Source organism: Streptosporangium sp. NPDC049046 (assembly GCF_040649155.1).
In the GTDB taxonomy this organism is placed as follows: Bacteria; Actinomycetota; Actinomycetes; order Streptosporangiales; family Streptosporangiaceae; genus Streptosporangium.
The window spans coordinates 327,959-353,522 of sequence record NZ_JBEZEZ010000007.1 but is presented as its reverse complement, the minus strand read 5'-3'; the positions used below and the strand labels follow the sequence as shown (position 1 = coordinate 353,522).

General features: G+C 70.2%; 26 protein-coding genes. 16 read left to right on the top strand and 10 right to left on the bottom strand.

What is annotated here, in order from left to right:
• Positions 1-334, top strand: a 334-nt coding sequence (locus AB0B96_RS12880) for a hypothetical protein (RefSeq protein WP_362898288.1), incomplete at its 5' end; no start/stop codon positions are given.
• Between the two features lie 196 nt (positions 335-530).
• Here the strand turns inward: AB0B96_RS12880 and AB0B96_RS12875 are convergent.
• Positions 531-1,058: a hypothetical protein gene (locus AB0B96_RS12875; protein WP_362898286.1), complete on the bottom strand. Its 528-nt coding sequence runs from the start codon at positions 1,056-1,058 to the stop codon at positions 531-533.
• A gap of 856 nt (positions 1,059-1,914) precedes the next feature.
• Between AB0B96_RS12875 and AB0B96_RS12870 the strand changes: the two genes are divergently transcribed.
• Entirely contained in the window at positions 1,915-2,589 is a 675-nt protein-coding gene (locus tag AB0B96_RS12870; protein ID WP_362898284.1) for a TetR family transcriptional regulator, read from the top strand.
• Positions 2,590-2,730: 141 nt separating this feature from the next.
• On the top strand, positions 2,731-3,498 hold the full coding sequence (locus AB0B96_RS12865; RefSeq protein WP_362898282.1) for a hypothetical protein: 768 nt from the start codon (positions 2,731-2,733) through the stop codon (positions 3,496-3,498).
• A 314-nt stretch (positions 3,499-3,812) separates the two neighbouring features.
• On the opposite strand, the gene AB0B96_RS12860 is transcribed toward AB0B96_RS12865, so the two are convergent.
• Positions 3,813-3,935: a hypothetical protein gene (locus AB0B96_RS12860; protein ID WP_350941779.1), complete on the bottom strand. Its 123-nt coding sequence runs from the start codon at positions 3,933-3,935 to the stop codon at positions 3,813-3,815.
• A gap of 139 nt (positions 3,936-4,074) precedes the next feature.
• Here AB0B96_RS12860 and AB0B96_RS12855 point away from each other — a divergent pair, with 139 nt between their 5' ends.
• The 4 genes from AB0B96_RS12855 to AB0B96_RS12840 all read left to right on the top strand — a co-directional run bounded on the left by AB0B96_RS12855 (position 4,075) and on the right by AB0B96_RS12840 (position 7,728).
• Complete coding sequence (locus tag AB0B96_RS12855; RefSeq protein WP_362898280.1) at positions 4,075-4,239, top strand: hypothetical protein; 165 nt, start codon at positions 4,075-4,077, stop codon at positions 4,237-4,239.
• Positions 4,240-4,845: 606 nt separating this feature from the next.
• Positions 4,846-5,814: an LLM class F420-dependent oxidoreductase gene (locus AB0B96_RS12850; RefSeq protein ID WP_350941777.1), complete on the top strand. Its 969-nt coding sequence runs from the start codon at positions 4,846-4,848 to the stop codon at positions 5,812-5,814.
• Positions 5,815-5,818: 4 nt separating this feature from the next.
• On the top strand, positions 5,819-7,234 hold the full coding sequence (locus AB0B96_RS12845) for an amidase (RefSeq protein WP_362898277.1): 1,416 nt from the start codon (positions 5,819-5,821) through the stop codon (positions 7,232-7,234).
• A gap of 140 nt (positions 7,235-7,374) precedes the next feature.
• On the top strand, positions 7,375-7,728 hold the full coding sequence (locus AB0B96_RS12840) for a YkvA family protein (protein WP_362898275.1): 354 nt from the start codon (positions 7,375-7,377) through the stop codon (positions 7,726-7,728).
• On the opposite strand, the gene AB0B96_RS12835 is transcribed toward AB0B96_RS12840, so the two are convergent.
• Positions 7,709-8,905 carry an amidohydrolase family protein gene (locus AB0B96_RS12835; RefSeq protein WP_362517639.1) on the bottom strand — a complete coding sequence of 399 codons (1,197 nt, stop codon included), beginning with the start codon at positions 8,903-8,905 and terminating at the stop codon, positions 7,709-7,711. The two genes, AB0B96_RS12840 and AB0B96_RS12835, sit on opposite strands and share 20 nt — an antisense overlap.
• Before the next feature lie 523 nt (positions 8,906-9,428).
• Here AB0B96_RS12835 and AB0B96_RS12830 point away from each other — a divergent pair.
• Together AB0B96_RS12830 and AB0B96_RS12825 are read left to right on the top strand one after the other, a co-directional pair.
• Complete coding sequence (locus AB0B96_RS12830; protein ID WP_362898273.1) at positions 9,429-10,115, top strand: hypothetical protein; 687 nt, start codon at positions 9,429-9,431, stop codon at positions 10,113-10,115.
• 7 nt (positions 10,116-10,122) lie between these two features.
• A complete protein-coding gene (locus AB0B96_RS12825) occupies positions 10,123-10,305 on the top strand; it encodes a hypothetical protein (protein WP_362898271.1) in 183 nt (60 codons plus the stop codon).
• Here AB0B96_RS12825 and AB0B96_RS12820 read toward each other — a convergent pair.
• Positions 10,302-11,372, bottom strand: a complete 1,071-nt coding sequence (locus AB0B96_RS12820) for an SURF1 family protein (RefSeq protein ID WP_362898269.1) — start codon at positions 11,370-11,372, stop codon at positions 10,302-10,304. The two genes, AB0B96_RS12825 and AB0B96_RS12820, sit on opposite strands and share 4 nt — an antisense overlap.
• Positions 11,373-11,570: 198 nt before the next feature.
• On the opposite strand from AB0B96_RS12820, the gene AB0B96_RS12815 reads away from it, so the two are divergent.
• Positions 11,571-12,266, top strand: coding sequence for a VC0807 family protein (locus tag AB0B96_RS12815; protein ID WP_362898267.1), 696 nt, complete (start codon positions 11,571-11,573; stop codon positions 12,264-12,266).
• Here AB0B96_RS12815 and AB0B96_RS12810 read toward each other — a convergent pair.
• Positions 12,178-12,744, bottom strand: a complete 567-nt coding sequence (locus AB0B96_RS12810) for a helix-turn-helix domain-containing protein (protein WP_362898265.1) — start codon at positions 12,742-12,744, stop codon at positions 12,178-12,180. The genes AB0B96_RS12815 and AB0B96_RS12810 overlap by 89 nt on opposite strands.
• 88 nt (positions 12,745-12,832) lie before the next feature.
• Between AB0B96_RS12810 and AB0B96_RS12805 the strand changes: the two genes are divergently transcribed.
• Positions 12,833-13,501 carry a GNAT family N-acetyltransferase gene (locus AB0B96_RS12805; RefSeq protein ID WP_362898263.1) on the top strand — a complete coding sequence of 223 codons (669 nt, stop codon included), beginning with the start codon at positions 12,833-12,835 and terminating at the stop codon, positions 13,499-13,501.
• A gap of 322 nt (positions 13,502-13,823) precedes the next feature.
• Positions 13,824-14,420, top strand: coding sequence for a TetR/AcrR family transcriptional regulator (locus tag AB0B96_RS12800; protein WP_350941762.1), 597 nt, complete (start codon positions 13,824-13,826; stop codon positions 14,418-14,420).
• Between the two features lie 61 nt (positions 14,421-14,481).
• On the opposite strand, the gene AB0B96_RS12795 is transcribed toward AB0B96_RS12800, so the two are convergent.
• Entirely contained in the window at positions 14,482-14,793 is a 312-nt protein-coding gene (locus AB0B96_RS12795; RefSeq protein ID WP_350941761.1) for a hypothetical protein, read from the bottom strand.
• 140 nt (positions 14,794-14,933) lie between these two features.
• Here AB0B96_RS12795 and AB0B96_RS12790 point away from each other — a divergent pair, with 140 nt between their 5' ends.
• Entirely contained in the window at positions 14,934-16,400 is a 1,467-nt protein-coding gene (locus tag AB0B96_RS12790; protein ID WP_362898260.1) for a class I SAM-dependent methyltransferase, read from the top strand.
• A 314-nt stretch (positions 16,401-16,714) separates the two neighbouring features.
• Here the strand turns inward: AB0B96_RS12790 and AB0B96_RS12785 are convergent, their stop codons facing one another.
• Positions 16,715-19,810, bottom strand: coding sequence for a BTAD domain-containing putative transcriptional regulator (locus AB0B96_RS12785; protein WP_362898258.1), 3,096 nt, complete (start codon positions 19,808-19,810; stop codon positions 16,715-16,717).
• Between the two features lie 305 nt (positions 19,811-20,115).
• Here AB0B96_RS12785 and AB0B96_RS12780 point away from each other — a divergent pair, with 305 nt between their 5' ends.
• Entirely contained in the window at positions 20,116-20,601 is a 486-nt protein-coding gene (locus AB0B96_RS12780; RefSeq protein WP_350941758.1) for a hypothetical protein, read from the top strand.
• 279 nt (positions 20,602-20,880) lie between these two features.
• Here the strand turns inward: AB0B96_RS12780 and AB0B96_RS12775 are convergent, their stop codons facing one another.
• Together AB0B96_RS12775 and AB0B96_RS12770 are read right to left on the bottom strand one after the other, a co-directional pair.
• Positions 20,881-21,525, bottom strand: a complete 645-nt coding sequence (locus AB0B96_RS12775; protein ID WP_362898255.1) for a GNAT family protein — start codon at positions 21,523-21,525, stop codon at positions 20,881-20,883.
• A 173-nt stretch (positions 21,526-21,698) separates the two neighbouring features.
• Entirely contained in the window at positions 21,699-22,979 is a 1,281-nt protein-coding gene (locus AB0B96_RS12770; RefSeq protein ID WP_362898253.1) for a pyridoxal phosphate-dependent aminotransferase, read from the bottom strand.
• A 180-nt stretch (positions 22,980-23,159) separates the two neighbouring features.
• On the opposite strand from AB0B96_RS12770, the gene AB0B96_RS12765 reads away from it, so the two are divergent.
• A complete protein-coding gene (locus AB0B96_RS12765) occupies positions 23,160-24,146 on the top strand; it encodes a LysR family transcriptional regulator (RefSeq protein WP_362898251.1) in 987 nt (328 codons plus the stop codon).
• A gap of 221 nt (positions 24,147-24,367) precedes the next feature.
• Complete coding sequence (locus AB0B96_RS12760) at positions 24,368-25,036, top strand: ribonuclease HII (protein WP_350941754.1); 669 nt, start codon at positions 24,368-24,370, stop codon at positions 25,034-25,036.
• Positions 25,037-25,161: 125 nt separating this feature from the next.
• Here the strand turns inward: AB0B96_RS12760 and AB0B96_RS12755 are convergent, their stop codons facing one another.
• Positions 25,162-25,548: an SCO5389 family protein gene (locus AB0B96_RS12755; protein WP_350941753.1), complete on the bottom strand. Its 387-nt coding sequence runs from the start codon at positions 25,546-25,548 to the stop codon at positions 25,162-25,164.
• Between the last annotated feature and the right edge of the window lie 16 nt (positions 25,549-25,564).

The following is a 25,564-nucleotide window of genomic DNA, read 5'->3' as shown; positions in this document are numbered from 1 at the left end:
AAAAAACCCCACCACGCTCCCCGTGTTCGACGGGCCCTACACCCCCGGATGGGGCGCCCCCCTTTCCGCGGCGTATACGGCGTCGGGGGCGGGGGCCTATTGCCCTGCGACGTCACGCCGCCGTACGGCCTTCGCGGTCCTGAAGGCTCGGGCCTCGGGCGACGGGATCCCGCGCGGCGGTGAGTCGTCGGTGATCCTGCGGACCGGCGGAATCCGCGTGGCCGCGGGATCGGTGGGATCCGTACGGTCGCGGATCGAGGACCGGCGGGATCCGCCGGGCCGGCGCGGGTCAGGAGCGGCGGTGGCCCGGCCGACGGGAGCGCAGGCTCGGTGAAACCCCGGATCCGGCACGGATACCGGTGACAGCCTGGTTGAACGGCCCGGTCGAGTGGAATTCCGGTCAGACATCCCATCAGTGATCAAGGCCCCTGACCTCGGGACTCGAACATCGGTCCAGCGGATGAAGGTGCTCACTCACCGGCGGCTACCAGGCACCGAGTCTGCCCGATCAGCTGACCCGGTGACCTCCATCAGCGGAAGAGAATGTCCCAGTGGTCCGCCTCGCGGGCGAATAGGGGCCCCGAGGTCGCCGACTGGCCGTACAGGCGGGCTCCGTCACCTCGCACGCCCTGTAGTGGGTAGTTCTTCGTGATGTAGCGGTTGATGCACGCGTTGGGCTTTATGTCGAGCTTGTAGCCCTCGTAGTGGCTGTAGGGGCCAGGGGCGTGGCCCACCTCGGTGCCGCCGGTGACGACGAGGGGGCAACCGCTGCGGCGCTTCAGCTCGATGGCGCTGGAGACGGTCGCGGATCGTACGGCCTCCAGCGAGGTGCAGTGCGGTCCGTTGCGGTTCGCGCACTTACCCGAGGAGAACCAGGTCAGGCCCGCTTCTCGCAGGAGCCGCTTGGCGTCCGTCTGCTGGAGCCGTATGGGCTGCTGGGCCTTTTGCGCCTGTTGCCGCTGGGCGGGCCTCGCCTCGGACGGCTTTTCGAGGACGGCGGAAACCTGCTCCTCAGAAGCGGCCGCGACCGGTGTCCGCGCGTTCTCTTCGGCCTCCACCGGGGTCTTTCCTCCGTTCCGGAGGGTGGCTTCCTCGGTCCGGGGGGGCGTCTGTCTCCCGGCCGCGCCTGTCAGGGCGGCGGTGCGTGTTCGTGCGGTGGTTCCGGAGGGCCGGGGCGGTGCGTCCGCGGGAGTGGCCTCCTCGGGCCAGAGGGGGGCCGTGGGCTCCCGGCCGCGTTGAACGGCGATCGAATGACACAGTTCCCGGAGGTAGCGCCGGGAGGTTTCCAGGGTGGCGATGTCGTACACTCCGATGATCGTGGACCGGCGTACCTCCGCCGGGCCGGCCGCGACGGGCCGGCTCACGATCGCCGCGTCGGCCGACGCGTTCCCGCTCTCCGCGGTCGCGCTGTGGTGCGGGGCCGATGCGATGAAAGACAGTTGCAGAGCGAGCAGTGCTCCGGTGGTGAACCGGGCAGCCCGCTGCCTACAGGGACATGTCCCCATTTATGTATCCCTTGTCGCGGGAGCCCTTCCGCCAAAAGGATCAATCCCACCCCCGAACCCGGATGATCCCTCACGAAGAGTGATTTTTGCCCGGTAGTGGGAATGATCGGGCAGCTCGATGACCTGCTGAGACGGCGTTTTCGGCGATAAGTGACATATCCGTATTTGTCGTGCATGGCGCCACTATCACGTCCTTGGCGGGGAGCGCGCCGGACGGGGACGGGGTGGCGCGACGGCGAGAGTGACGGAGCAATCACGGATATGAGTGGCGGGGGCAATGTGGCGCGCCTAAGGTCGTTCCCTGGGCTCATCCCCGGCGGTGCGGGACGGATGATCTAGGGTTCGTCCAGTGGAGAAAGACCGGATGAGCACGTTCTCCCAGCTCCAATCGATAGGTGACGAGCGCCCTATGACCGAGCCGACCCCGAGAACCCGTGGATCGGACAGGACCCGTGAGGTCATCGTGGAGACGGCCCTGCGGCTTTTTCGCGAACGTGGATACGAGGCGACCACCATGCGGGCCATCGCCGCCGAGGCCGGGGTCTCGGTGGGCAACGCCTACTACTACTTCGCCTCGAAGGAGATCCTGGTCCAGGCGTACTACGACCGGGCCCAGGCCGAGCACGAGGCCGCGTGCGAGAAACTACTGGCCACCGAGCACCGGTTCGCCGCGCGGCTGGCGGGGGTGTTGCGGGAGTGGGTACGGGTGTCCGAGCCGTACCACGAGTTCGCGGTGAAGTTCTTCAAGCACGCGGCCGAGCCGAACAACCCGCTCAACCCGTTCAGCGCCGAGTCCTCACCCTCCCGGGACGCGTCGATCGCGATCTATCGGCGGGTCGTGGAAGGGTCCTCCGACCGGATGGACAGCGAGCTGCGGACCGAGCTTCCCGAGCTTCTTTGGCTGATGTCGATGGGCGTCGTCCTGTTCTGGGTGCACGACGAGTCGGAGGGGTGCCGACGGACACACCGGCTCATCGAGCTCACCGTCCCGCTGGTGGACCGCCTGGTGGGGCTCTCGCACCTGCCCGGACTGCGCGGGGTCGCCCGTGACTTCATCGCGGGGGTTCACGAACTTCGCGAATGAATCCCACGAAACTCTCTGAGGCCCCCCAGGACTTCACGAAACCGCGCTGAACTCCATAGGAACTCCATGGAACTCCATGAACAACGGTATCGATCTGATTACCCTGAGTAGCTTATTCGATGACCGCTTCAAGGGAGTCTCATGGGCTGGGTAGCCGTGCTGGTGGTGGTGTCCGTCGCGATCGCGCTGATCGCGTTCCGGGTCCTCAGGAGAAAGGGGTACGACGACGGCGAGCACGGCGCGTCGTCCGTCGACTTCTCCGCCAACCTCGCCCTCGCCGTCTACCTGCTGGTGCTGGCCTACGCCGCGGTCCTGTGCCGGGACGCGCTCTCGGTGTCGGAGGCCGACGTCCAGGCCGAGGCCGAGAGCCTCACCGAGATGTACTGGTCGGTGGCGCCCATCCCCGAGGCGGCCCCCGTCCGCTCCCAGATCCGGCAGTACACCGCGCAGAGCATCGCCCTCGACTGGCCGCTCATGGCCGACAGCGAGATGTCCCCGATCCCCGGGCAGACCCTCGCGGACATGCGGGCCACGGTGCTCAGGCTCCGTCCGATCGGCGACGAGAGCAAGAACCTCCAGCAGGACACGCTCGACCGGATCTCCGAGGTCTCCCACGCCCGCGTGATACGAGGTGACGACGCGAGTGCCAGTCTGGAGAGCATCTTCGTGATCTCGATGATCCTCTCCGGCCTCCTGGTGATCGCGCTGCCCTGGACCCTCGGGGTGCGGCCCACGGCCTCGTCGATCATCGCCGACCTGGTCCGGGTGGCCGTGGTCGTCATCGGCGTGTGCTTCATCATCCTGATCAGCCACCCGTTCAGCGGGCTCGGTGCCGTCGACCCCGACGCGTTCAAAAGCGCGCAGCGACAGTACGACCAGATCGACGGCCACTTCCCCGCGCAGCCGTAGCCCTTCTTTCCCGTCACCTCTTTCCCGTCACCGGTCCGGCCGTGGGCCGTTGTCCGGTACGAACGTGTCCGGTCCGGTCGCTGCTCGGCGCGGATCCGGCCCGGTGCGGATGCGGCGCTGACGACGGCGCGGAAGCCCGCCGGTGGATCTCTCGCCGGCGGGCTTCACGTACGTGCGGGCCCGCCTCGGGCGGGCGCCGGGGACACCGCGTGGATCTCCCATGGTGGGCTTCACCGTGAGGGCGAGCGTCGGGGACATCGTGTGGATCTCCCACGGTGGGCTGCATCGCCTGCGGGTCCGGCCACCGGCCGGGCTTATCCGCGCCCCCTGCGGTTGAGCGCGGTGACCGCGCTGACCGAGATCACCCCGGTGAACATCACCAGGAGGACCAGCTTCCTGTCGGTTCCCTTGCGCCGCTCGGTGTAGCGATCGAGCACCAGTCGTTGCCGCAGGAGGGGAGGCGCACCGGAGGGCGTCGCCCTGGGCCGAGGGGTGCGACTCGGCGTCGGTGTGACGACCGTCTCGGGGGCGGAAACGGGGAGAGGCCGGGGCCTGGGGGGCGGGGAGGGTTCGGAGATGGGTGAAGAGGACGCGGTGGGGGTCGGCCGCTCCGGCGTGGGCTCCGGCGTGGGCTCCGGTGTGGGCACTGGCGTCGGCTCGGGTTTCGGTTCGGGCTCCGGCTCGGGCGCTGGTTTCGGCTCCGGCTCGGGTTTCGGCTTGGCCGGTATGTCCGCCGGGTGATCCGGCTTCGGCTCCCACCAGTGCCACCAGTGCCACCAGGGGGGTTCCCTGACGTCGAGCCTCGGCGGTGGCGCGGTCGGATAGTCCGGTTCGGGCTTCGGCGCGGGGTGCGGAGCGGTCGAGCGCCCGGTTTCCGGCTGCGGTCGACGGTCAGGGCCGGGTGGAAGGCCGGATGGAGGGAGGGGCGAGGAGAACGGCCCTGGCTCGGGGAGCGGAGATCGGCCGGAGGTCGGGCTCAGGGCCGCGTGCGACATCCGGAGATGCGGGGCGTCTCGCGGGACGGGCGATCCCGTCCCGTCTTTCGCCCAACTGGGGTGCGTTCCGATCAGCACGGGAATCGTCATGCAGCTCGCGAGGGCCGCCACACTGAGCAGGCCCCGTCGCCGGCTCATCCGCCGATGTTTCGTCACCCAAGGTTTCTAACATCATACGGAAAGTGATGGGGTGTTAAGTGGCCGGTCGGTGTGGATCATTCTTTTGGTCACATACCGTCTGGTTGGTACGGTCGAGGCCACTGACGGCACCCGGATCGGGCCGGATTCTCCCTCGGAATATCGTTTCGAGGGAGGGTTCCCGGCTGCGATCGCAGAACACGGAGGCGGCACGATGACCACAGGCCCACGCTGGGGTATGACGATTCCCTTCTACGACCGTTCGCTCGCCGCCTCCAAGGACCTGATCGCCGAGCTTCCCGGACTCGGCTACACCGACGCCTGGTCCGCCGAGGTCAACGGTGTCGACGGCTTCGTACCCCTCGCGATGGCCTCGGAGTGGGCCCCGGGGATGCGGCTCGGCAGCGCGATCGTCCCGGTCTCCACCCGGGGGCCCGGCCTGCTCGCCATGTCCGCCGCCACGCTCGCCGACCTCGCCCCCGAACGCTTCGTCCTGGGCATCGGGGCCTCCTCGCCGGCCATCGTGGAACGCTGGAACGCCGGGGAGTTCGTCAAGCCGTTCGCCAGGACCAGAGACACCCTGCGCTTCCTGCGCGGAGCCCTCGCGGGCGAGAAGATCAGCGAGCGGTACGAGACGTTCGAGGTCAAGGGCTTCAAGCTGGAGCGCGCCCCCAAGATTCCGCCGAAGATCGTGCTCGCCGCGCTCCGCCCCCGCATGCTGCGTCTGGCCGCCGAGGAGGCCGACGGCGCGATCACCAACTGGCTCTCGCCCGAGGACGTGCGGAAGGTGCGGGCCGAGGTCGGCCCGGAGACCGAGCTCATCGCCAGGCTGTTCGTGTGCGTCGGCGAGGACGCGGAGAAGGCGCGCGAACTCGGGCGCTGGATGCTCGCGAGCTATTTGACCGTCCCGGTCTACGCCGCCTTCCACGACTGGCTGGGGCGCGGCGAGGTGCTGCGGCCGATGCACGAGGCATGGGCGGCCGGAGACCGGCAGGCGGCGCTCAAGGCCATCCCCGACGAGGTCGTGGACGATCTCATCGTGCACGGCGACGCGGCCACGTGCCGGAGCCGGATCCGGGAGTATGTGCGCAACGGCCTGGACACCCCGATCCTCGCCCCCATTCCCGGGGGTGGGGTCCCGATCGCCCAGGCCGTACGAGATCTGGCCCCCGTCGAGGAGTGACCCTTTGTACGACCTGTTGAAGCTCGACGCCCTCGGGCAGGCGCAAGCCGTGCGGAAAGGGGAGATCTCCCCGAGGGAGCTCGCCGAGGCGGCGATCGCGCGGATCGAGGCGTGCGACGGCGCGATCAACGCCGTCGTCCACCGCAGGTTCGAACGGGCCCTGGCCGAGGTGGGCGAGGTCGATCCCGAGGCCCCCTTCGCGGGCGTGCCGACGCTGCTGAAGGACCTGGGCTGGAGCATGGCCGGGGAGCCGTACCGCGCGGGATCGCGCACCCTCGACGGGATCTTCGCCGAGCGCGAGGGGTACGCGGTGACCAGGCTGCGCCAGGCGGGGTTCACGATCCTGGGACGGACCAACACCTCCGAGTTCGGCACCGCGATCACCACCGAGCCGGTGGCGTTCGGCCCCACCCGCAATCCGTACGACCTTCGTTACAGCAGCGGAGGATCGAGCGGCGGGTCCGCCGCGGCGGTGGCGTCGGGCATGGTCGCGGTCGCCACGGCGAGCGACGGCGGCGGGTCGATCCGGATCCCGGCGAGCATGTGCGGGCTGGTCGGGTTGAAACCCGGCAGGGGCAGGGTGAGCTCCGGCCCGTCCGCGGGTGAGCCCTGGGCCGGTTTCTCGTCCGCGGGCCTGCTCTGCCGTACGGTGCGGGACAGCGCGGCGACCCTCGACGTGATCGCCGGGACGATGCCGGGCGACCCGTACGGCGCGCCCGCCTGGAGACGTCCGCTCGCCGAGGAGGTCGGGGCGGATCCCGGGCGGCTGCGGATCGGTTTCCTCGCCGAGCACCCGGACGGAGACGTCCCTTCGGAGCCGGACCTGGTGGCCGCGGTCACCGAGGCCGCCGGGTTGCTGGAGGCGCTGGGTCACGACGTCGAGCCGGGAGGACCCTCCGCGCTCGCCGAGGAAGGCTTCGCCACGCACTTCGGCACGATCGTCGCCGCCCACGTGGCCGCCGACCTGGAGGACATCGGGCGCTGGCGCGGCAGGCCCGTCGAGTTCGACGAACTGGAGGAGCGCAACCGGATCCTGGGGGCGGCGGGCAGGAAGCTCGACGCGGTCGGCTACGTGACCTCGCGCGACTGGATCGACGGGTTCAGGCGGCGGATGGCCGCCTGGTGGGAGTCGCACGACCTGCTGCTCATGCCCTCCCTGGGGGTGGCGCCCTTCCGCCTCGGCCGACTGCCCGCCGACGACGTCAGCACCTCGCGGGGCCGCACCAACCGCGCGGTGTCGTTCACCTCGCCCGTCAACGCCACCGGACAGCCCGCGATCTCCCTGCCGCTGCACCGCACGGCGGACGGCCTGCCGGTGGGGGTCCAACTGGTCGCCGCCGCGGGGCGGGAGGACCTGCTCGTCCGGGTGGCCGCCCAGATCGAGGAGGAACGGCCCTTCCTGCACACGGCGATGCGCTGACCGTCCTGTCCGCCGTTCGGGAAGCCAAGAGTGTCCGGGAAGCCAAGAGTGTCCGGGAACCCAAGGGGGAAATCACACGTTATATCGTGAGGCGGCGGGGTAGTACGCAGCCAGACGAACGTGGTTCCGAGGAGGATTCCATGGCGAAGGTGGCGCGCGCGGCGCAGACGTGGCGGGCATACAGAGAGGTGACGAAGCCGGGTTCGCCCGGTCTCGGCACCCGTCTCCGCGCCCTCCCCAGGATGATCGGCGCGGTCATGAACGGGCGGTATCCCGGCATGACCAAGGGCAAGCTGGCCATGATGGGTCTCGGCGTTCTCTACATCATCTCGCCGGTCGACCTCGTCCCCGATTTCCTGGTCCTCGTCGGGGTGGCCGACGACTTCGGCGTCTTCCTGTGGCTGATGGGCTCCCTGCTCGGTGAGGGCGGGCGCTACGTCGACTGGGAGCGCGAGGGGATCGGACGCGAGGGGATCAGATCTGTTCCATCCTGAGCCAGGCACGTGAGGGCAGCGGGTGGCCGAACAGGCGGGCGGCGTTGCCGTAGGCCACCCGGGCGATGTCGGCGGGCGGCAGGCTGCCCAGGTTCGTCGCGATGGCCTGCTGGGTGTCGGGCCAGGTGGAGTCGGAGTGCGGGTAGCCGCTCTCCAGCAGCACGTGCTCCAGCCCGACGGCGAGCCGAACCCCCGACAGGGCATGGTCGTTGAGCGTGCCGAAGAAGAAGTTTCTCCGCAGCACCTCGCTGGGCTTCAGGCCGCCCTCCCACGAGGCCTCCCCCGCCACGGGGTGGTCGAGCGCGTAGTCGGCCCGTTCGGCCAGCATCGGCAGCCAGCCCACGCCGCCCTCCACGATCAGGATCCGCAACGCGGGGAAGCGCAGCGGGATGCCCGACCAGAGCCAGTCGGCGCAGGCGAACATGGCGCTCGCGGGCATCAGGGTGGTGATCGCCTCGATCGGCGTGTCCGGAGAGGGGACCGGAGCCCAGGAACCGGCACCGGCGTGCAGGCAGACGACGGTGCCCGTCTCCTCGCACGCCTGGAAGAACGGGTCCCAGTGGTCGCTGTGGATGGACGGCAGGCGCAGCCGGGTGGGGAACTCGGGGAAGAGCACCGCCTTGAAACCGCGCGCGGCGTTGTCGCGGATCTCCTTGGCGGCCACCTCGGGGTCGGTCAGCCAGGGCAGCTGCAGGGCGATGATCCGTTCCGGGTAGGTGCCGGCCCAGACCTCCACGTGCCAGTCGTTCCACGCACGCAGGACCGACAGGCCCAGCTCCTGGTCGCGGGTCTTGGCGAAGACCATGCCGGACTGCCCGGCCAGCATGCCGGGGAAGCACAGCGCGGCCCAGACACCGGCACGGTCCATGTCCTCGATCCGGGCCTCGACGTCGTGGCAGCCGGGACGCATGTGCTCGAACCGCACAGGATCGAGCGTCCACTGCTCGCGGGGCAGGCCGGCGCCCACGTCGAGCCCGGCGCAGGGGTAGGTGGCCCCGCCGTAACGCCAGACCTGGTGACCTGAGTCGGTCTCGACCACCTTGGGCGCCAGGTCGGCGTATTTCTCCGGCAGCCGGTCGTCGAACATGTCGGGCGGCTCGATCAGGTGGTCGTCGGCTGAAATGATCACATAGTCCCGCCGCCTTGGCTCGGGATCGGGGAGCAGCGGCGTAGTCACACGGTCAACCGTATTCCGCTGGAATAACACTCATCAAGCCGCAAGGTCTCCGCTTGGTATCTCTGTCTCTCGTGACGTCTTCTGCGATGTCCCCATCACGCCTTTTATGACGCTCCGTAACTGCCTTCCGCGACACTCGACGCGACCGTTTTCACGGTGCCTCCCGACCGTCCCGCGCGGCGCCTCCCCGGTCGTCCCGCGCGGCCACCTTCCGTGGTGTCCTGTGTCGCGGCCCGGGACCACCCGAGGGGGGTGGAGGGCGGCCCCGGGACGGGCCCGCCGGAAGGGTGCCGCCCGTGGCGGGCCCGGGGGTGCGCCTACCCAGAGATCGCCCCAGTATCAGGATTTTTCATAAGTTGATACTTGAGGGAAAAATGCTCTTTTTGTCCATATTTAAGGTTCGTGGGCGAGAACCCCGCACGTCCCCGCCGCATGGCGGGAGTCGTACACCCGCGCGAGCCCGACCCGCCGTTTAGTCTATGCAGCGGCGGGCCTCGCCTGATGGGGGCCGATGGGGGCGGGGATGCGAGTGGTGATTCCGGCACGGGACGACATCCCGTACGTCGCGCGGGTGGCGCTGCTGTTCGTGCTCGCGCTCTCCACGGTGATCGTCCACATCAACCAGGCCCCTCCCCTGCGACCCGCGGTCGAACTCCTGGCGGACCTGCGGGCGGGCGAGGTGACGAAGATCGTCTACGACGGCAACTGGCCCGCCTACGGCACGCTGACCTGGTCGCACGGGCCGCTCTCCTGGAGTCAGGCCCGTTTCGACCAGCCGGACGACGTCTGGGATCCCCAGACCACCCGCCTCGTCCCCGAGGCCCTGGAACGCCGCCAGGAGGCTTTCATGGCCCAGGTGCGCGCCATCGCCGATCCCTCGGTGGAGATCGTGCGCACCGACGGCTTCAGGGCACTGGCGGGCTCGCCCGCCTACGGACGGTGGTGGGAGCCGTTCGCCCCGGTGGCGGTGGCGGCGGAGATCCTGGCCTGGCTGCTCATGCTGGCCCGGCCGAACCCCCGCTACGCCAGCCGCTGGGCGTGGTTCTGGATGTTTCTCACCGGCGGCTCGCTGCTCTACGTCCTGCTGGAGCCGAGACCCCTGTGGCGGGCTCCGTACGAGGCGCTGCCCGCGCCGGCCAGGATCGACGGGACACGCGGGTTCGTGATCGCGGTGGCGCTCCTTTTCGGCCTGTCGATGGTGAACGCGTGATCGTAAAGTGGGCGCGCTCCTGTTCCTGCTGCTCGAACCCCGCCCGCTCTGGTTCGCGGCCGGGCGACGTCTCGCGCCGCGCGAGCGGCTGGGCGGCGGCCGGGGCTTCCTGCTGGCGATCGGAGTCGGTCTGCTCTCCCTCGGCCTGGTGTCGGCCTTCGGCTGTCTGCTGACCCTCGTCGGAAACTAGGCGCGGAGGTCGGCGGACTCGCCGGACGGGGAGGACACGGCGGACTCGGTGGATTCGCCGGACGGGGAGGACGCAGCGGGCTCGGCGGACTCTGCGGAGTCGCCGGGCGAGGAGGGCTCGTCGGAGGAGTCGCCGGGCGCGGAGGACCTTCCTGAAGGCCCCGGGGACACCGGGGACACCGGGGACACTGAGGGCGCTGAGGGCGCTGCGGACCTGGAGGGTGCGTTCGGCCCGGGTTCTCCGTCTCCGGGTTCTCCGTCTCCAGGCTCGCCCGGCCCGGGTTCGCCGGGTGTCGTCGCGGCCGCCTTGAGGTCGGCGGCCTCCCTGCGGATCAGCAGGGCCCAGCCGCCGATCGCGACCCCGATGAACAACCACCACTGCACGCCGTAGGCCAGGTTGAGGCCGCCCCCCTCGCCGACGTCCGGCGCGGGGACGGGCGCGGGAGCGACGGCGGCCGCGGGCGACTGCTCGATCAGGTCGACGTAGCCGCCGAGGAGCCGGTACGGCAGGCCGCGTCCGATCGCCTCGGTGTTGATCAGCAGGACCTGCCCCGCGGGCAGGCCCGTCCGGTCGCGGATGCCGGAGGTCTCCTCGGTCTCGGTGGGACGTAGCCTGCCGGTGACAGTCACCTCACCCGAGGAGGGCGCGGGGACCTCGGGGAGGGCGTCGGCGGTGCTGCCCGCCCTGACCCAGCCACGGTTCACCAGCACGCCGGTGCCGTCCGCCGTGACCAGCGGGGTCAGCACGTAGAAGCCGACCGCCTTGTCCTGGACGCGGCGCCGGACCAGGAGCTGGGCGCCGGCGTCGTACGTCCCCTTGGCCAGGACGGTGCGGTATTTGTCCTGCGTGGAGACAGTGCCGCCGGGTGAGGTGAGCTCTTCCACGGCGACGGGGGCGGCGGCGAGGTTGCCGGTGATCTGGTGGCTGCTGGTGGATCTCTCCTCGAAACGCCCGAACTGCCACTGGCCGAGCAGCACGAAAGCGGGGATGACCAGCAGCACCACCACGTGGAGAGCGAGCCATCGGGGAGTCAGCAGGAACCGGTACACGTCATCAAGAGTAGGCACCGGGGGCATCGCCCTGCCCTCCGACTGTCCTCCGAGTGGGCCTCCGGGGATAGCCGGATACGCCTTGGGGCGTAGTAAAGTTCCCGGGACCGCCTGATCCTCGGATGTCAGGAAAGCTCACCGGACACTTCGGGCATCGCATACGGTCGTCTGAGTTTTCCCCTCGGGATGTTCCATCACCTCCGGAGCCCGCCCCTGATGACCGTGCTCATGCCCGCCCCCCCGGCTCCGCTCGTACTCCCCCGCATCGGGGTCCTGCTGCGGCACGCCGTCCCCAGGGTGTTCGAGAGCATGATCCTTCCCGTTCTCGTCTTCTACGTCGCGTTGGTCTTCACCAACGCGAACGGCGCGCTGGCGGTGGCGGCGGCGTGGGTCTACGGCGGCGTCGCCTGGCGACTGGTGAAGGGCGGTGAGGCCCCCGGCACGCTGCTGCTGGCGGCGGGCACGATCACCGTGAGGGTGGCACTGACGCTGGCGACGGGCAATCCCATCGTGTTCTTCCTGCAGCCCTGCCTCGGAGTGTTCTGCGTGAGCATGGGTTTTCTGCTCACCGCGCCGCTGCGGAGGCCGCTGATCCGGCGGGTGGTGGCCGACCTCGTGCCGCTGCCCGACCAGGTGATGGAGCATCCTCGGATGCGCCGCTTCTTCGTGTCGCAGTCGGTGCTGTGGGGCTGCGCGCAACTGCTGAACGGTGCGCTGAGCCTGTGGCTGCTGCTCAGCCAGACCCTGGAGACCTATCTCCTGGTGCGCACCTCCGCGGTCGCGGTGCTGCTCGGCGGTGTGGCGCTGGTCTCGGTGCTCAGCTTCAGGCACTGCCTGCGGAGGCTGGAGACGACGCGGGGGACGTGGCCTGCGGAGGCTTCGGCGCCGGGTCCGGAGACGCGGGGGCTGTAGCGCGAAGGCGCGCTCCGGGACCGGGCACCGGAGTGACCTCTCTCGGGCCGGACACCTCGTGCCCTTCCGCGCACCGGAAGTGCTGTTCGACCAGGGCGCCGCAGTCGCGGTGGGTGATGCGCAGCGGCGGTCCCGCGGCGTCGCTGAGATACCGGTCGCCCCACCACATCAGGGCCATCAAAGTCGGATAGAGGTCGAGCCCCATCTGGGTCAGCCGGTATTCGTCGCGCTGCCGCTGGCCGGGCTCGCGGTAGGGGACCTTGCGCAGCAGCCCTTCCTCCACCAGCCGGGTCAGCCGGGCGCTGAGCACCTGCCTGGGCGCTCCCGTGGCGGCCTGCATGTCGGCGAAGCGCCGAACGCCGCCGAACGCCTCACGCAGCACCAGGAACGTCCACTTCTCGCCGACGACGCCCAGGGCACGTTCGATGGAGCAGTTGTCCATCCGCAGGGGCAGGTCGCCGGGAGTCGCCGCATTCATGTGCGAATCGTAAGTCGCCATCGCACCACCTCCAACGTGGGTCTAAGTCTAGTTGACATACTCAGGTGTGCTGCGAGAGTCTGAGTTCATGATGCGAACTCAGCTGGTGCCGGCGGGTGGCGTACCGGGGTCCGCCGGCATCCCGGTCGTGTGCGGGAACGTCACCCAGGGGGCCGAGGGCATCCTCGCCGCATCCGGGCACGTCACATGGGAGGCCGGAGCGGGCACGGCCGCATCCGGGGACGTGTCCGGAAGTGTCGGGGCGGCCTCGGGGGACGTCGCGGCGCTGTCGGAGGCCGCCGTGGAGATCCGGCCCGCGCGGCCGGGCGACGAGGAGGGGATCCGCCGCTTCCTCGGAGGGCTGTCGCCGCGCACGCGGGCGCTGAGGTTCTTCGCCGGGATGAGCCGCCCGAGTGCGAGCTTCGTCAGGACGCTGCTCGCGGTGGACGAGCGGCGCGACGCCCTGCTCGCCGTGCGGGGGAACGTGCTCGTCGGGCACGCGATGAGTTGTCGGGGCGAGGAGGTCGACGTCGAGATCGCCGTGGTGGTGAGCGACGAGTGGCAGGGGATGGGGATCGGCTCCCGGCTCATCCGGACCCTGATGCGCCGCGCGGAGGCGAGGGGTGCCGTGACGGTGGGGATGGACGTGCTCGGGGACAACCGCGAGGTCCTGTCCATGGTCCGCGGGATGTGGCCGGAGGCGACCATGCGTGCCTCCTCCGGCATGGTCGAGGTGACCGCACAGGTTCTCCGTTGAACGCCACCCCTGGCCGGTCCTCGCGCGGGTCGTCCCGGGGTTCGCCGAACGGGTTCGGCGCCGAACTCTTACGGCCGATTCCCATGTGAGCGGGGTGTTCGGGCTCGACGGTGACGGCGGCGCCGAACTCTTACGGCCGATTCCCGTGCCGGCCCCACCGGGATTCGCCGGACGGAGGCCCCTGGTCGGGAGGTATGGGAGCACGGGTGGCCGGGCGCCGGGACGACGACGCGGCCCCGAGGGCGGGCGGTATGATCGACATGGTCCAAGCCGGTTTCCGGGCAGTTTGCGGAACAAGGTTCTGTTGCCTCACCATGGATCCGTGAAGACCGCCAAGAACGGACGCGACGGCCGCACCAGGATCGTCGAGGGGGCTCTCCGCCGATTCAGCCAGGACGGTGTCTCGGCCACCACCCTGGCGAGCCTCCGCGAGGAGAGCGGCGTCAGCGTCGGCAGTTTCTACCACCACTTCGCCAGCAAGGAACACGTCTTCGGCGTCCTGTACGCGGAGACCCTGCACATGTACCAGGAGGCGTTCCTCGCCGAACTCCAGCGTCACGAGAGCGCTCGGGGAGGCATCGAGGCCATCGTCGCCATGCACATGTCCTGGAGCGGCGAGCACCGCGAGCGGGCGCACCTGCTCATCAGCGAGCGGCCGCCCAGGCGCGACGAGCCGGGCGGCACCGAGGTGTCGGAGTCGCGCAGGGCGTTCTTCAGGAAGGTCTCCGAGTGGTGGCGTCCGCACATGAAGGACGGCCTGCTCCAGCCCGTTCACCCGACGATGTGCTACGTGCTCTGGCTGGGGCCGGCCACCGAGATGTGCCGCCTGTGGTTCGCCGGCGCGCACCAGCCCACCCCCGACGAGATCAGCGGCCTCTGTGACGCGGCCTGGCAGAGCCTGAGGCAGCGAAACCCCTGAGGTCGTGGCGCCGCCGATACTCCGGCCCGGATCACGGGGGCTTTTCCGGGCCGGAGCGGTATCAGCGCGCCCCCACCAGTTGACGCGTCCGCGTCGACACCCGCCAGACGTCCTCGTCCAGTGAGATGTCCAGCCGAAGGTCCTGACGTCGGCGCCGCAGGCCGGGCACCAGCACCCGGTCGGACACGTCGAACCCGCCACGCCGGGCGTAGCCGAACCCCAGCTCTCCGGGAAAGACCCGTAACTCATCCCGATTGCCGCACCGCGGGCAGGTCCATGCGACCAGGTCCTTGCCACGGTGGTAGTCGTGGCAGGCGCGGAAGTATTCGTCGGGGTGGAAACGGGTCTCGCAGGCGAAGCAGGGGATCAACATCAAGGATCCTTTGAAGCGTGTGGTGCGGCTACCAAGAAGTACCGCTTATCGCTTGAAGTCCGCTTGCAGAACGCTTACCTCGGTGGGTAACAGTCTCATCACCGGGAGCGTTCGGGCGTGCCCGATGCGAGGATTGCCCCGTGAACGATCTGCCTGGCCGGCTCAGAGGGCTTCTGCTCGACACCGGCTACACCATCGACGGCGTCCGCGAGCGTCTCGGCGGCGTCGCCGCCACCGCGCTCTCCCGCGAGGAGACGGTGCCCGCCCTGCGCGCCACCGCGGAAGGTGACCCGCTCGCCACCCTGATCCGGCTGTGGTGGCTCGGCGTCCCCGTGGAGGCGAGACGGGTGCCGACGGCCCTGCCCGTGGAGGAACTGGCCGTCGCGGGCCTGGTGACCGTCGAGGGCGACCGGGTCACCTCTGCGGTCCACCTGCAGCCCTGGGACACCGCCGCCGACGCCCCCGGCGGCTACGTCGTCTCCGACCGCAAGGTGAGGCCGGGAGACCCGGCCCTGAGCCCGTACCACGTCGTCGGCGCGGGCGGCGCCTCGGCGAACCTCGCCCAGCTCGCCTCCCGCCGTCCCGTCGGGCGTGCCCTGGACCTGGGGACCGGGTGCGGGGTGCAGGTCCTCCACCTAGCCGGCAGGGCGGAGGAGATCACGGCCACCGATGTCAACCCGCGCGCGCTGGAGCTGGCCCGTCTCAGCTGGGCGCTGTCCGGGATCGTCGACGTCGACGTCCGGCTGGGCTCCCTGTTCGACCCCGTCGAGGGGGACCACTTCGACCTGGTCGTCTCCAACCCGCCGTTCGTGATCTCCCCTGCCGGCCGGTTCACCTACCGCGAGTCGGGCTTCCACGCCGACGGCTTCTGCCGTGATCTCGTACGGGGCGTGCCTCGTCACCTCGCGCCCGGCGGCACCTGCCACCTGCTGGCGAACTGGCTGCACGTCGACGGGGAGGACTGGCGCGACCGGGTGGGCGGCTGGCTCACCGGGACCGGTTGTGACGGCTGGGTGGTGCAGCGTGACGTCCAGGATCCCGCCGAGTACGTCGAGCTGTGGCTGAGGGACGCCGCGGAGCAGGGCACCCCGCGCTACCGCGAACTCTACGATAACTGGCTCGGCTGGTTCGAGGCCGCGAACGTCACCGGGATCGGCTTCGGCTGGATCACGCTGAACGACTCCGGGAGTCTCGATCCTGTCGTGCGGGTGGAGGAGTACGGGGGGCCGGTGGAACTGCCGGTCGGTGGATATGTGGACGAGGTGCTCGGTGCGATCGCCGCAGCGCACCGGCTGAGTGACGCCGAGTTGCTCGGCTCCAGGCTTGTGGTGGCCGAGGGGGTGCTGGAGGAGAGGATCGGCCCGCCGGGTGCGGAGGACCCGGCGCGGATCGTTCTCAGGCAAAGCGGGGGGCTGCGTCGCAGGGCTGTGGTCGGGACCGTGGAAGCCGCGCTCGCGGGGGTCTGCGACGGTGATTATCCACTGGATCCGCTGCTCGCCGCGATCGCGGAACTGACCGGCGAGGACCACGATGACCTGCGGACAAAGGCCCCCGCGGCTCTTCGCCCGCTGATCGCGGAGGGGTTTTTCCACATATCCACAGGGTGACTGTCCACAGCCTGTGGATATCGTCGCTATCACTTGTCAATCGGATGGCAAACGCCGTGGGCGAAGCTCTGGCCGTGGGGCACGGACCCGGGGGGTGAAGGGTCCGTGCCACGTCCGGCCGACCGTCACAGTGAGGCGGCCGACCCGCGGGCGACGCACCGGATGACCGGGCCCCCTACGCGTCGCCCGGGTCAGACGGCCGGCCGGACCTCCACACCCGCCCCGAAACACGGGGTCCGACTGCGAGGGGAACGCCGGTGATCAACCACGTCTGGATGACGCGTCTCGACGACGACCTGTACGACGGCCTGGGATCAGCTGTCGACCTGGTCGCGCTCCAGCAGAAGACGCAGATCCTCGGCCTCAGGTGCTCCGAGCCTGCCGAACAGGTCGTAGGCGCGTTCGAGGCAGCCCCGGCCGCGCTCGACCTCGCCGAGCCCGTTGAGCGCGGTGCCTAACACCGACAGGGCCTGCGCCTCGCCGTACGGGTGACCGATCTCCCGGCTCACGGTGAGTGCCTGCTCCGCGTGACGGGCCGCGTCGGTGAAACGGCCCGCGTTGATGAACGTCTCGGCGAGCCGGGAGCAGACCCGCTGTTCCCAGACCCGTTGCTTGCTGGCCCTGAAGAAGGCGAGGCACTCGGCGTGGTGGTGGACGGCCTCGTTCAGCCGGCCGACCCGCGACAGGATCATCCCCAGGTGGTAGCGGGCCCTCGCGGTGCCCGCGCTGGAGCCCATCTCGATGAACAGGGCGAGCCCCTGCTCGGCGGCGGCGATCGCCTCCTTCGGCTGCTTCAGGAACAGGTGGTCGCGGGCGGAGTAACTGAGCGTCAGCGCCTCCCCGCCCCGTGCCCCGACCTCTCTGAACGCCTCGCGCGCCGAGTCGAACCAGGCCAGGGCCTCCGCGTGGCGGCGCCGACGCCCGGCCACGACGGCGAGCGCGTTGAGCGTCTCGCCGGTGACGATGCGGTCGCCTCCGGCCGACAGCTCCAGCGCCGTACGGAACTCCTCCTCCGCCTCGGCGAGCCGGTTCGCGCCGAACAGCACCCGCCCGAGCACGTAGCGGCAGCGCAGCTCGCTGGAGACGGCGCCGAGCCGCCGCGCGACGGCCAGCATCTCCCTCGTCCGGCCCTCGAACTCGCGGGCGTGGCTCCCCGACTCCAGCAGCGGCTCCATCGCGAGCAGCAGGTCGGCCCCCGGCAGCAGCTCGTCGGCCTCGTCCGCGCAGGTCACCTGGGCGATCGACGCGAACAGCGACTCCGCCTCCACCGACAGCCAGGCCACCGCCTCGTCGGCGGAGGCGAAGACGTGACCGGTCCCCGTGACTCCCAGCAGGTCGGCCATCGTGCTGCCCTCGTAGGCGAGGCGGTGCGCCGAGCGCGCGGACGCCAGGTAGAAGTCGAGCAGCCGGCGCAGCGCCGCCTCGCTCTCCCCGCCGACGGTCACGCTCACACCGGTTCCGCGCCGCTCGCCCCGCCTCGTCTCGCCCGCGGCGCAGCTCTCCTCGGCCGCGTTCTCGGTCCGTTCCGCGACGCGGCGGGCGAAGAGTTTGAGCAGGTCGTGGAAGCGGTAGCGGCCGGGGGCCGGGGCTTCGAGCAGGCTGGCGTCCACCAGGGACTCAAGGAGGTCCTCGGTGTCCATCGGGTCCAGCGCGAGCAACCCGGCGGCGGCCCCGATCGAGATGTCCGGGCCTCCCGGCAGGGAGAGCAGCCGGAACGCGCGGGCCTGGGCGGGGGTGAGCTGGCCGTACCCGAGGGCGAAGGTCGACTCCACCGCGAGGTTGCCCACGCGCATCTCGTCCAGGCGGCGGCGCTCGTCGGCGAGCCGGGGCACCAGGGAGGCGACCGTCCAGGACGGTCTGGCCGCGAGGCGCGCCGCCACGATCCGCACCGCGAGCGGCAGGAAGCCGCAGGCGGCGACCACGTCCATGGTGGCGGCGCGCTCGGCCTCCACCCTCTCCACGCCGGCGACGATGCCGAACAGCGCGAGGGCCTCCTCCGGCTCCATGACGTCCAGGTCGATCAGCCTGGCCGAGGCCAGGTCGGCGAGCTTGCCCCGGCTGGTCACGATCGCCGCGCACCCGGCGGAGCCGGGGAGCAACTCGCTCACCTGGTCGGCGTCGCGGGCGTTGTCGAGCAGCACGAGCATCCGCCGGTCGGCGAGGAGCGAGCGGAACAGCGCGGACCGCTCGGCCAGGCCGTCGGGGATGGCGTCGGCGGGCAGGCCGAGCCCGCGCAGGAAGGCCGCGAGCACCGACTCGGGCGCGGTCGGTTCCTCGCCGTATCCGCGCAGGTCGGCGTAGAGCTGACCGTCGGGGAACAGGTCGTGCATCGCGTGGGCGACGTGCACGGCGAGGGCCGTCTTGCCCACGCCGCCGATACCGGAGATGGCCGCCACCGGCACACCCTCGGAGCCGCCACCGGACGACAGCAGCGCGCGGAGCCGCGCGATGATCTGGCGGCGGCCGGTGAAGTCGTTCACGGCGGCGGGCAGCTGCGCCGGTCGCGGCAGCTCCGGGGGCGTCGCCGTCGCCGTCGCCCTCGCGGGCTCCGGATCCGGCTCGGGGGTTTCCTGCGCGGACGGTGCTGTGACCTCGTCGGCTCCGGCGGGGACGGGTCGGGTCGGCGTGAGGGCCGGGTCACCGGTGAGGATGCGCTGGTGCATGCTCGTCAGGTCGGAGCCCGGCTCGATGCCCAGCTCCTCGATCAGCGTGGCGCGGGTGTCGGCGAAGGCCGCGAGCGCCTCCGCGCTGCGCCCGCACCGGTGGTAGGCGAGCATCAGCTGGGCTCGGAGCCGCTCGCGCAGCGGGTGGTCGGCGGTGAGCGCGATCAGCTCGGACAGCACGTCGGCGTGCCTGCCCAGCTCCAGGTCGAGGTCCATCAGGACCTCGAGCACGCTCATCCGGCGCTCGGCGAGCCGTCCGCGCTGGTGCTCGGCGTACGGGCCGACGGCTCCGGCGAGCGGATCGCCGGTGTACAGCGCCAGACTCGCACGCAGGCTCTCCGCGGCCCGGGCCAGGGCGCCCTCGCGGCGCGCCGCCTCGGCCTCCTGGACACCGCGTTCGAAGAGGAGCAGGTCGAAGGAGTTGTCGTTCAGCCGCAGCGCGTAGCCTCTGCCGACGGAGGTGAGCAGCTCGGGACGGGTGCGCGGGGACCTGCCGGGCTCCAGCACCGTGCGCAGCCGGGAGACGTAGGTGCGCAGGGCGCCGAGCGCGCGGGGCGGGGCGTCGTCTCCCCAGATCGCGTCGATCATCTCGGCCGGAGTGATCGCCCGACCCTCCCTGAGCAGGAGCATCGCCAGGATGGAACGTTGCAGTGGGGTGCCCAGATCGAGCTCGGAGCCGTCGCGCCATGCCTGGACAGGACCGAGCACGGCGAACCGCAGTCCGTCTCCGCTGCCCTGAACAGCCATTTCCCGAATCTCCGCCCAAAGGAAAGTTTTATGGCCAAATGATAGATCCTCCGTCGCTTCCCTCGTAGGCGGAGGGTTGGTTGTTCGCCGGGACGTTGATTGCACGTCAATCGGCCGTTGAGCCCTGCGGCGGATGCTTGGCGCTGTCGGGCATGGCCCCATACGGGGGCGGCCGTGCCCGACATGTCAGCGGATTGCAGGCATGGATAAAGGCTCTGTAAGTGCGATGCAGGCATGCGCGCCTATCAATGAGCCATGGCTCCTGAAGAAAGAAAGGAGCCGCACCCCTCAAGGAGAGAACCATCATGCGCCGCTCGATCAGCAAACTTCTCGGTCTCGCCGCCGCCACCGCCGTTGTCGCGATCGGCGTTCCCGCCCTCGCCTCCCCCGCCTCCGCCTCCGCCACTCTCACCGCCTCAAGCGGCTACGACGCGGAGCCCTGGGGCTACTACTACTCCAAGTACTACGACGACTCCCGCGCCAAGGCGAGGGGGAGCGTGTGGGTCGACGGGGCCGACCGCCTCCACGTCCAGGGCAGGCTCTACGACAAGTACTCGCCGAGCCGGCTCTGCGGCTACGCCCAGTTCAAGTTCGAGAACCACGACGGCGACGAGGATTACACCTGGGCGCGCAAGTGCGGCACCAGCGGCTACCAGAACTTCCACTACGTCGCGGACGAGGTCGACAACCTGCAGGTCAGGGTCTGCTACTGGGACAGGCACCAGGCCAAGAAGACGCTGTGCGGTAAGTGGAACTACATCTACGAGGTCGACTCCGACGACGAGGAGTGACCCAGAGGTCTTCGGCGAACCCATCCGGTAGCCCGTACCGGTGGTATCCATATACCAGTGTCCTCCTCCGCCCGCGATCTCCGCTCGACCCGGTGATCATGTGAGCCGCGACTCGCGTACGGCACCGGACGAACACCAGGCCCGCCCGAAAATTCGGGCGGGCCTTTTGTTCCTTTAAGTGATCAAAGTGCTATTTGCAATGTCTTGCTCTGGTTATATAAATATGGCCTTTTCGGTCAACCGTTCTCCTCGTATTCCCGCACCTGTCAGGCGTCCGTCTCACGCGGCCTGGGCGAGGCCCATCCGCGCGTGCATCCGTTCTCGGACGACCGGCCATTCCGCGCTCAAGATCGAGTAGTACGCGGTATCTCGGACCGTGTCGTCGGCGCCTCGGCTCTCCGCCCGCCGCACACCGTCGAGGTGTGCGCCGAGGGCTTCGATGGCGGCCCGGGAGCGTACGTTCCGTATGTCGGCCTTGAGGGTTATGCGGTGGACCTGCCAGGTCTCGAAGGCGAGGGAGAGCATCAGATACTTGCTCTCGCGGTTGATACCGGTTCCCTGCGCGGAGGCGGAGAGCCAGGTGTAACCGATGTCCGCCACGGACGGGACATCGCCCACCGCCCCACGAGCGCCCGGCGGCCAGGGCATGGGCCCCTGCCAGTACTCCAGGTGCATGAGACGGGTGGCACCGACCACGCGATCGGTGTGAAGCCACCGGATGGCGAAGGGCATCGTGCGGCCCTCCGCCTGCTCAGCCAGAGCGGCCTCCACATAGGAGACCATCTCGTCCCGGCCATTGGGGACACGAGTGAAGGTATAGGTGGAACGGTCTTCACTCGCCGCGGCGACGAGGTCGTCGACGACCGCGAGGCTGAGCGGTTCCAGGCGCACGAGGCGCCCGGACAGGGTGACGAAAGCGGGCATGAGCACATCATGGGGGCTCCTCACCACGCCTGATGCCAAACAGTGCGAGACATCTTGGTGAGCATCGGGGGACGTCCGTGACGGGTGGGCCTCTCCACGGAGAAATCGCAGGTGGGAGCCGCTGAAACCTCGTGGAGAACCCGTCGCGGGAACCTTCCCGCGACGGGGTGCGATCACCCCGTCGCGGGAGCCGTGACGAGCGGGAGACGCACGTGGGAGCGGGATGCCTGACGCGTCGCGCGCAGGGCGGTCAGCGCCTCGCTCAGATCATCCAGCGAAGCCGAGATCCAGGGCAACTCCAGGGGGTCCGCGGCGTCGAGCGCGGCGAGCCGCAGCGACGTCGTCTCGCCGTACAGGAGGCTCGTCGCCACCCGCACCCGCAGGGCTTCGGGGTCGTCACCGAAGGCGTGGCCGGGAAGCACGCCGACACCGTGCCGGTCGAGCAGGTACGCGGCCAGGTCGGCGGAGGAGGCGAAGTCGAGCCCGGTGAAGTCGGGGTAGAGGTAGAAACCGCCCTGAGGCGCGTCCACCCGCACCCCCGCGCGGACGAACCGCTCGTACACCGCCCGCGCCACCGCGCCGTGCAGCTCACGGCTCCGGTCCACCCGATCGACGAGCTCCGGCGGCTCGGTGTAGGCGTACGCCGCCGCCTGCTGGACCGGCGCGGCGGGACTGGACCAGATCTCGCTCGCCACCGCGAGGAGCCGGTCGCGCAGCAGCGGCGACGGGAGGCGGGCCACGCCGATCCGCCAACCGCCCAGGGCGAGGCTCTTGCTGAGCCCACTGGTGATCACGGTCCGCTCGGGGGCGACGTCGGCCGGGCTGAGGAAAGCGGTGGCCGGGGAGTGGACCAGGTCGCGGTAGATCTCGTCGGAGACGATCGTCAGATCGAGCTCGCGGGCGACCTCGGCGATCCGCCGGATCGTGGACGCCTTGGCCAGCGTGCCGGCGGGGTTGTCGGGAAGCGTGACCAGCAGCGAGCGCACGTCGCGCCCCTGGGCGCGGGCGCGCCTCACCGCCGCGGCCACACGCTCGGGGTCCGGCACCCCACCCTCGCCGTGGGGCGTCGGAACGAGCAGGGAACGCGCTCCGACCAGCTCGGTCTGGGCGGCGTAGCTGACCCAGCTCGGCATCGGCAGCACGATGTCGCCGCCGATCGCCAGCAGCAGGCCGTACAGCAGGGGCTTGCTTCCCGGACCACAGACCACCAGGTCGGGATCGGTGGGCAGGTGACGCCGTGACCAGTAACCGGCGGCCGCCTCGCGCAGCGCGGGCGCGCCGGCGACCGGTCCGTACCCGTTGAGGCCGGACGCCGCGATCAGCCGCTCGCGCAGGGCCGGATGAACGGGCAGGCCCGCCTCACCGAAGGCCAGGTGCAGCACGCGCTCACCTGCGCGCCGTCTTCGTTCGATGTCCTCGTTGGCCGCCAGGGTGGCGGAAAGGGTGACGCTCATCGCGGGGTCCTTACCTCGTCGCGGAACACCACGAAAACGCTACGGAGCGCGACAGAGCGCGGCAGAACGCAGCGGTACGTCGTGGTCGTCTGTGGAACGTTGTGGAACGTCTTCAAGCCTGCTGGGATGGACGGCATCAGGACAAGCTTCGGTTGTCGTGGGTGGGCGTAAGGAAAACTGATGCTTGATTTACGCAGGCTCGCGCTGATCTGTGAGTTCGCCCGTCGTGGCAGCATCGCGGCCACCGCGGCCTCCCTGGGCTACAGTCCTTCGGCGGTCTCGCAGCAACTCGCGGCGCTGGAGCGCCAGGCGGGAGCCGTGCTCATCGACAGGACCGCGAGGAGCGCGGAGCTGACCGACGCGGGGCGCCGCCTGGTCGAGCACGCCGAGCGCATCCTGGCCATGGTGGAGAGCGCGGAGTCGGACCTGTCGGCACAGGCCGCGACCCCGTCGGGGCGGGTCACCGTGACCGCCTTCCCGACCGCGGCGGTGGCCTTCGCGCCCGCGCTCGCCAGGACGCTGCGACGGCACGACGAGCTCACCCTGCGGATGGGACAGGCCCGCTCGGGACGCGGCATGCGCGAGGTGCAGTCGGGCGAGGTGGACATCGCCCTGGTCGACGACTGGTACGGCCGGATGCGCGAGCCCGACACGATGCGGGTCTTCCCGCTGCTGCGCGACCCGCTGGTGCTCGTGGTGCCGCGCAGGCACAGGCTCGCCTCCCCCGATGTCCCCGTCGACCTGTGGGATCTGCGCGACGAGCCCTGGATGGCCACTCCGGACGGTGAGCCCTCCCGGCTGGCGGTGGACAGGCTGATGGCCGACGTCGGTGGGCACCGGCCGGTGACCTGGGAGTTCGAAGGGCTGGGAACGATCATCGGCCTCGTCGCCAAGGGCATCGGCATCGCGGCCGTCCCCGCCCTGGCGCTGGCCGCGGGGGTCCGCGGCATCGCCGTCCGCCGGTTTCCCGGTCCGTCGGTCGGCCGGGTCGTGTACGCCGTGGCTCGATCGTCCAGCGTCCACCGCCCCGCGGTGTCCGTCACCCTCAGGGCCGTCCACGTCGCCGCGCGACTCCTCGCCGCCGACCTGGAGGGGGTCGAGCCGGCGTCCAGGGAGGGTCCGGACTCCGAAGGTCTGTCCGGTGTGAGGCTTGGAGGTGATGCCTGACCGGGCTTCGAAGGCCCGGGCGGCTGTGAGGCTTGGAGGTGATACCTGACCGGACTTCGAAGGCCCGGGCGGGTGTGAGGTTCGGAGGTGATGCCTGACCGGACTCCGAGGGCTCGGCTGGTGTGACGCTCGAAGGTGGGTCCCGATCAGGACGGTGTCTGATGAGGGTGGTGTTCGAGCGAGACGGCTCCCGGAGGCTCGCGTCCCGGTAACGTCGGCACGTGCCTCCCACCTACGCCCTTGAGCGGTTGCTGAACGACGGCGGTTCCAAACTGGTCGCCGGGGTGGACGAGGTCGGGCGCGGAGCCTGGGCCGGTCCGGTGGCGGTCTGCGCCGTGGTCACCGACCTGTCGGAACCGCCCGCCGGACTCACCGACTCGAAACTGCTCACCCCCGCCCGCCGCTCCGCCATGGTCTCCGAGATCACCGCCTGGGCGGCCGGTATCGGGTACGGCGAGGCGTCCCACGAGGAGATCGACGAACTCGGGATGACCGAGGCCCTGCGCAGGGCGGCGAGGAGGGCGCTGGCCGGGCTTCCCGTCCGTCCCGACGTGGTCGTTCTGGACGGGAAGCATGACTATCTGGGAGCGCCCTGGCCGGTCAGGTGCGAGGTCAAGGGCGACCTCTCCTGCGTCTCCGTGGCCGCGGCCTCCGTGATCGCCAAGGTCCGGCGGGACACCTACATGGCCTCACTCGGTTTCGAGGAGTACGGGTTCGCCGACAACGCGGGATACCCCTCGCCGGTTCACCAGGCGGCGCTCGCCTCCCTCGGCCCTACGGAGCATCACCGCCTTTCCTGGTCCTATCTGGACGACCTTCCCCGGTGGCGCCACCTCAAGAGGCATCGCAACCCGCTGGCCGGAGAGGGCCAACTCGGGCTTTTCGGATAGACGCCCCTTTATATGGGGCCTCCGGCCCGCCCGGTGACGTCCGGCCGGGGCCGGCCGGACGCGATGAAACCGGTCCGGAGGCCGGGACGAGACCGGGGAAGGCGGTCCGCCTCGGAACGAGGCCGTCAGCAGTCGACGAGCTCGGGCGACTGGTTGAGGATCTGTGACCTGGCGGTGACGAACTCCGCGTGGGCGCCGGTGGCGGTCGGGTCGAAGACGGCGACCCGGTGGCAGTTCTGGAAGGCGAGTCTCACCCCGAAGTGGCGCTCCAGGGCGCCGCGCATGGCGTCGCTGGCGAGAGCGCGCAGGAGTTGGCCGCGAGCGGCCTCGTCCGGCGGGGGCACCGTGTTGTCGGCGAATTCGGCACCGGTGTCCTCGCGCTCCTTGACCAGGCCGCTGATGAGCGACCAGGCGTAAGGAAGGGAGTCTCTGACACAGGTGACGAATGCCGCGTCGTCCACCTCACCGGCCTTGGCCTGGTCGAGAAGATCGTTCGAAACGGTCAGCGACATGCTGCGTTCTCCTCAC